Consider the following 5,935-nt stretch of genomic DNA (forward strand, 5'->3'; position numbering starts at 1 on the left):
ACGAGAGCTATTGGCTGGTGCCCACCGGCGGTGCCGATGCGGGCGAACTCGGGCTCGGGGACAGCGGGCACCCGCTCCTCGGCGGGGAACTCCGGCTCGCCGACGGCGATAGCACCGTGCTGACCGGTCGCCTGTCGCCCTCCTCCTGGCTGGCCGACCACGCCGTCGGCGGCACGGTGGTCCTGCCGGGGACGGCCTTCGTCGACATGGCCCTGCACGCAGGCGCCCTGACCGGCCGGAACACACTCGATGAACTCGTCATCGAGGCGCCGCTGGTCCTCGACGAGCCCGTTCAGGTGCAGGTCCGGGTGGAAGGCGGGTCCGTCACGGTCCACTCGGGCACCGACGGCGCGTGGACCCTCCACGCCACCGGATCGCTCGGGTCGACGCCGGCCGCACCGCAGGGGCGGGAGTCCGCCTGGCCTCCGCCCGGCGAGCCGCTCGACCCCGCCGACCTGTACAACGCGCTCGGGGACCGAGGGCTGGAATACGGCCCGGCCTTCCAAGGCCTGACCGCCGCCTGGCGCGACGGCGACACCCTCTACGCCGAAGTCCGCGTCCCCGACCACGGATTCGGCATCCACCCCGCCCTCCTCGACGCCGCACTGCACCCCTCCGCCGCCACCACAGAAGGCCTGACCCTCCCCTTCTCCTGGAACGGGGTGGAGCTGCACGCCACCGGTGCGACGGAACTGTGGGTCCGGATCACCCCGCGGGGGAACGGGGTCGCGCTGCACGCGACCGACCCGTCCGGGCAGCCGGTCGTCACCATCGAGTCGCTGGTCACCCGACCGGTGAGCCGTGAACAGTTCGCATCACGCACCGACGGCCTCTACGAGGTCGCATGGTCCCCCGTCACCCCCGAGGCACCGACCCCCCACACCGTGCTGGATGTGCCTCGGAACGGCGACCTCCACGAGGTCACCGAGCAGGTCCTCGCCGCCTTGCAGGAACAGCTCACCGAGGACGGCGGCCAGGACGCCGCCACCACCCTCGTGGTCCGCACCCGCGACGCGGTGCACACCGCGACCCCCGACCCGGCCGCCGCCGCGGTCTGGGGCCTGGTCCGATCCGCCCAAGCCGAGAACCCCGGACGCATCGTCCTCGCCGACACCGACAGCACCGAGGACAACGACAACACCGACCTCGCCCCCTTCATCGCAGACGAACCCCAGATCGCCATCCGCGACGGCAAGGCCTACGCACCACGACTGACCAGAACCGGCCCCGCCGAACCGGTCACCTGGACCAACGACGACACCGTCCTCATCACCGGCGGCACCGGTACCCTCGGCGCCCACCTCGCCCGCCACCTCATCACCGAACACGGCGTCGGCAGCGTCGTCCTGGTGGGCCGTCGGGGCGTCGCACCCGAGTCGCTGGCCGATCTCGACGCCCACATCACCACCGTCGCCTGCGACACCTCCGACCGGGAGGCCGTCCGAGAACTGCTGTCCGGTCTTCCGGACCTGACCGCCGTGGTGCACACCGCAGGCGTCACGGACGACGCCCTGCTCACCAACCTCACCCCCGAACAGCTCCACACCGTCCTGCGCAACAAGGCCGACGCGGCCTGGAACCTCCACGAGCTCACACTCGACCGCGGCCTCAAGGCATTCGTCCTCTACTCCTCCCTCGCCGGAACCCTCGGCAACGCAGGCCAGGCCAACTACGCCGCCGCCAACGCCTACCTTGACGCCCTCGCCCACCACCGACACGCACAAGGACTCCCGGCGACCTCGATCGCCTGGGGTCTCTGGGAGGACACCAGCGGGACTACCGGGCACCTCACCGAGGCCGACCGCGCCCGCATCGCCCTCACCGGCCTCACGCCCATCACCGCCGGGCACGGCGCCGCCATGTTCGACGCCGCGATCGGCGCCACCGCCCCCGCCATCGTCGCCACCCCCCTCAACCTCACCGCCCTCAACCAGGCACCCACCGTCCACCCGCTCCTGAGCGGCCTCACCCGACGCACCACCGGAAGGGGAAGGGCGGCAGTGACGGCGGCGGGAACGCCGAACGGTACCGACGCCGCGTCGATGGACCGGGCGGAGCTTCGGGCGCTCGTCATGGAACACGTCGCGGCCACACTCGGGCACGGGGACGCGGGGGCGGTCGACGCCGACACGGCCTTCAATGACCTCGGCTTCGACTCGCTCACCGCGGTCGAGCTGCGCAACCGGATCGGCAAGGCCACCGGCGTCCGCCTTCCCGCCACCCTGGTCTTCGACCACCCGACGCCCGCGGCGCTGGCGGAGGCCCTCCACGGCGAACTGTCCGGGCAGCGGGCGAGCCGCAGGGTGGCGGTGCGGGAGTCGGCGGACGAGCCGATCGCGGTGGTCGGCATGGCGTGCCGCTTCCCCGGCGGCGTGGCCACGCCCGAGCAGCTGTGGCAGATGCTGGCCGCCGGCGCCGACGGCATCACCGCGTTCCCCGCCGACCGCGGCTGGGACCTGGAGGCCGTGTTCGACCCGGACGGCGCGCGGTCGGGAACCACCTATTCGACCGCGGGCGGCTTCCTGCACGACGCGGGCGACTTCGACCCGGCGTTCTTCGGGATCTCGCCCCGCGAGGCCACCGCCATGGACCCCCAGCAGCGCCTCCTCCTGGAGACCGCCTGGGAGACCCTGGAAAGCGCCGGCATCGACCCCACCGCCCTGCGCGGCAGTGACACCGGGGTGTTCGCCGGTGCGATGTACCAGGACTACCGCAGCCGCTTCACCTCCGCGCCGAAGGGCAACGAGGACGTCGTCGGGGCGGGGAACGCCGGTGCAGTGACGTCCGGGCGCGTCTCGTACGTGCTGGGCCTGGAAGGGCCGTCGATGACGGTCGACACCGCCTGCTCGTCGTCGCTGGTGGCCACGCACCTCGCGGTGCAGGCGCTGCGGCAGGGCGAATGCTCGCTGTCCCTGGCCGGGGGCGTGACGGTGATGGCCACGCCGGAGGCGTTCATCGAGTTCAGCCGCCAGGGCAACCTGGCGCCGGACGGGCGCTGCAAGGCCTTCGGCGCGGAGGCGGACGGCACCGGGATCTCCGAGGGTGTGGGCCTTCTCCTGCTGGAGCGGCTCTCGGACGCCGAGCGCAACGGACACCGCGTGCTCGCCACCATCCGCGGGTCCGCCGTCAACCAGGACGGCGCCTCCAACGGCCTGACCGCCCCCAACGGGCCCTCCCAGGAACGGGTCATCCTCCAAGCGCTCGCCAACGCACGGCTCGACCCCTCCGAGGTCGACGCCGTCGAGGCACACGGCACCGGCACCACGCTCGGCGACCCGATCGAGGCCCAAGCCGTGCTGGCGACCTACGGGCAGGACAGGCCGACGGACCGCCCCCTGCGCCTGGGCTCGCTGAAGTCGAACATCGGCCACACCCAGGCCGCGGCGGGCGTCGGCGGCATCATCAAGATGATCATGGCCATGCGCCACGGCGTCCTCCCGAAGACCCTGCACGCGGACACCCCCAGCCCCCACGTGGACTGGTCCGCGGGCGCGGTGGAACTGCTCACCGACACCACGGCCTGGCCGGAGACCGGTCGGCCCCGGCGCTCGGCCGTCTCCTCCTTCGGGATCTCCGGCACCAACGCCCACATCATCCTTGAACAGCCCGGTGCCGGACAGGGCAGCGCGGACGATGACGGTGGTGACGAGGGCGATGGCAGCGCGGTCAGTGCCGACGCGAACAGCGCGCACACCCGCGCCGAGCGGGACCCCGCGCCCGGCCAGGCTGCCGGCCCGGTGCCCTCCCTGGTGTCGGCGAAGACCCCCGAGGCACTGAAGGACCAGGTCCCCCGGCTCCCCGCCCACCCCACCCGCCACCCGGGACTGGCGCCCGCCGACGTCGCCCACACCCTGGCCCGCCGCACCCCCTTCGGCCACAGGGCGGCCCTCCTGGGCGACCTGACCCTGGCCGAGGGCGAGGCCGGAGACGGGGGGCTCGCCTTCCTCTTCACCGGGCAGGGGGCGCAGCGTGCGGGCATGGGCGCCGGGCTGTACGAGTCCTACCCGGACTTCCGCAGGGCCTTCGACAGCGCGATCGACGCTCTGGACGCCCACCTCGGCGCCCCGAGCCTGCGGTCGGTCCTGTTCGAGGAGGCCAGCCTGCTCGACCAGACCCTCTACACCCAGCCCGCGCTGTTCGCCCTGGAAACCGCGCTCTACCGCCTCTTCGAGAGCTGGGGCGTCACCCCCGACCGGATGGCCGGGCACTCCATCGGCGAGCTGGCCGCCGCCCACGTCTCGGGCATCCTCACCCTTCAGGACGCCGCACGCCTGGTCACGGCACGGGCCCGGCTGATGAACGCGCTGCCGACCGGCGGCACCATGGCCGCCGTCCAGGCCGCTGAGGAGGAGGTCGCCCCCTTCCTCACCGAGGCGGTCGGCCTCGCCGCCGTCAACGGGCCGACGTCGCTGGTCGTCTCCGGCGACGACACCGCCGTGGAGGCGGTCGTGGCGCGGTTCGCCGACCGCAAGACCCGGCGCCTGACCGTCAGCCACGCCTTCCACTCCCACCGTATGGACCCCATGCTCGACGAGTTCCGCAGCGTGGCCCGGGAGCTCACCTACAGCGAACCCCGGATCCCGATCGTCTCCACCGTCGCGACCGACCTGCCGATGACCGACCCGGACTACTGGGTCGCCCAGGCCCGCGCGACGGTCCGCTTCCACCAGGCCGTCACCGCCCTGGCCGAGGACGGCACCACCACCTACATCGAACTCGGACCCGACGGCGTCCTGACCGCGCAGGCGCAGCAGTCCGCCGAAGGCACCTTCGCCCCGGCTCTGCGGCGCGACCGCGACGAGGTGCCGACCGTGCTCACCGCCCTGGGCACCGCGTTCGTCCACGGACGCACACCCCGGATCCCCGAGGGGGATCTCGTCGACCTCCCCGGCTACGCCTTCCAGCGCCAGCGCTACTGGCTGGTGCCCACCGGCGACGCCAACGCCGCCGAGCTGGGCCTCAGCGAGGGCACGCACCCGCTGCTGGGCGGGGAGCTCCGGCTCGCCCACGGTGAGGGCACCGTGCTGACCGGTCGCCTGTCGCCCTCGTCCTGGCTGGCCGACCACGCCGTGGGAGGCACGGTGGTCCTTCCGGGGACGGCCTTCGTCGACATGGCCCTGCACGCAGGCACCCTGACCGGCCGGAACACGCTGGAAGAGCTGGTCATCGAGGCGCCGCTGGTCCTCACGGCCCCGACCCAGGTCCAGGTCGCCGTCACCGGCGACACCGTGACCGTCCACTCGCGAACCGACGGCGACTGGACGCTGAACGCCGCCGGCCGCCTCTCCGACGGGGCTGCGGAGGAGACCGCGTCGGGAATGGCGTGGCCTCCGGCCGCCGACCCCGTCGACGTGGACGAGGTCTATACCGTGCTCGGGGACCGGGGGCTGGAATACGGCCCGGCCTTCCACGGCCTGACCGCCGCCTGGCGCGACGGCGACACCCTCTACGCCGAAGTCCGCGTCCCCGACCACGGATTCGGCATCCACCCCGCCCTCCTCGACGCCGCACTGCACCCCTCCGCCGCCACCGCCGAAGACCTGACCCTCCCCTTCTCCTGGAACGGGGTCACGCTCCATTCGACGGGCGCCACGGCCATCAGGGTGCGGCTGGTGCCGGACGGCGGGAGCGGGTTGAGCCTGGAGGCCGTCGATGAGAACGGCGCTCCCGTGCTGACCGTTTCGTCGATGACCACGCGCCCTGTGAGCCGCGACCGGCTCGCCTCGCGCACCGACGGCCTCTACGAGATCGCGTGGACCCCCGTCACACCCGAGGCACCGACCCCCTTCACCGCGGTGGAGGTGCCCCGGGGCGGGGAGGTCCACGAGGTCACCGAAGGCGTCCTCGCCGCGCTGCGGGAGAAGCTGGCCTCGGCCGACACGGACGCATCGATCGCCGTGGTCACCCGCGACGCGGTGCACACCGCGACCCCCGA

1 protein-coding gene is annotated in these 5,935 nt (G+C 73.2%); it reads left to right on the plus strand.

The window, feature by feature from the left end; all coding sequences use genetic code 11:
- The coding region (locus tag D476_RS35285) for a type I polyketide synthase (protein ID WP_017627840.1) at positions 1-5,935 on the plus strand (5,935 nt) is incomplete at both ends.

The sequence above is a fragment of the Nocardiopsis chromatogenes YIM 90109 genome, from assembly GCF_000341185.1.
GTDB lineage: Bacteria > Actinomycetota > Actinomycetes > Streptosporangiales > Streptosporangiaceae > Nocardiopsis_A > Nocardiopsis_A chromatogenes.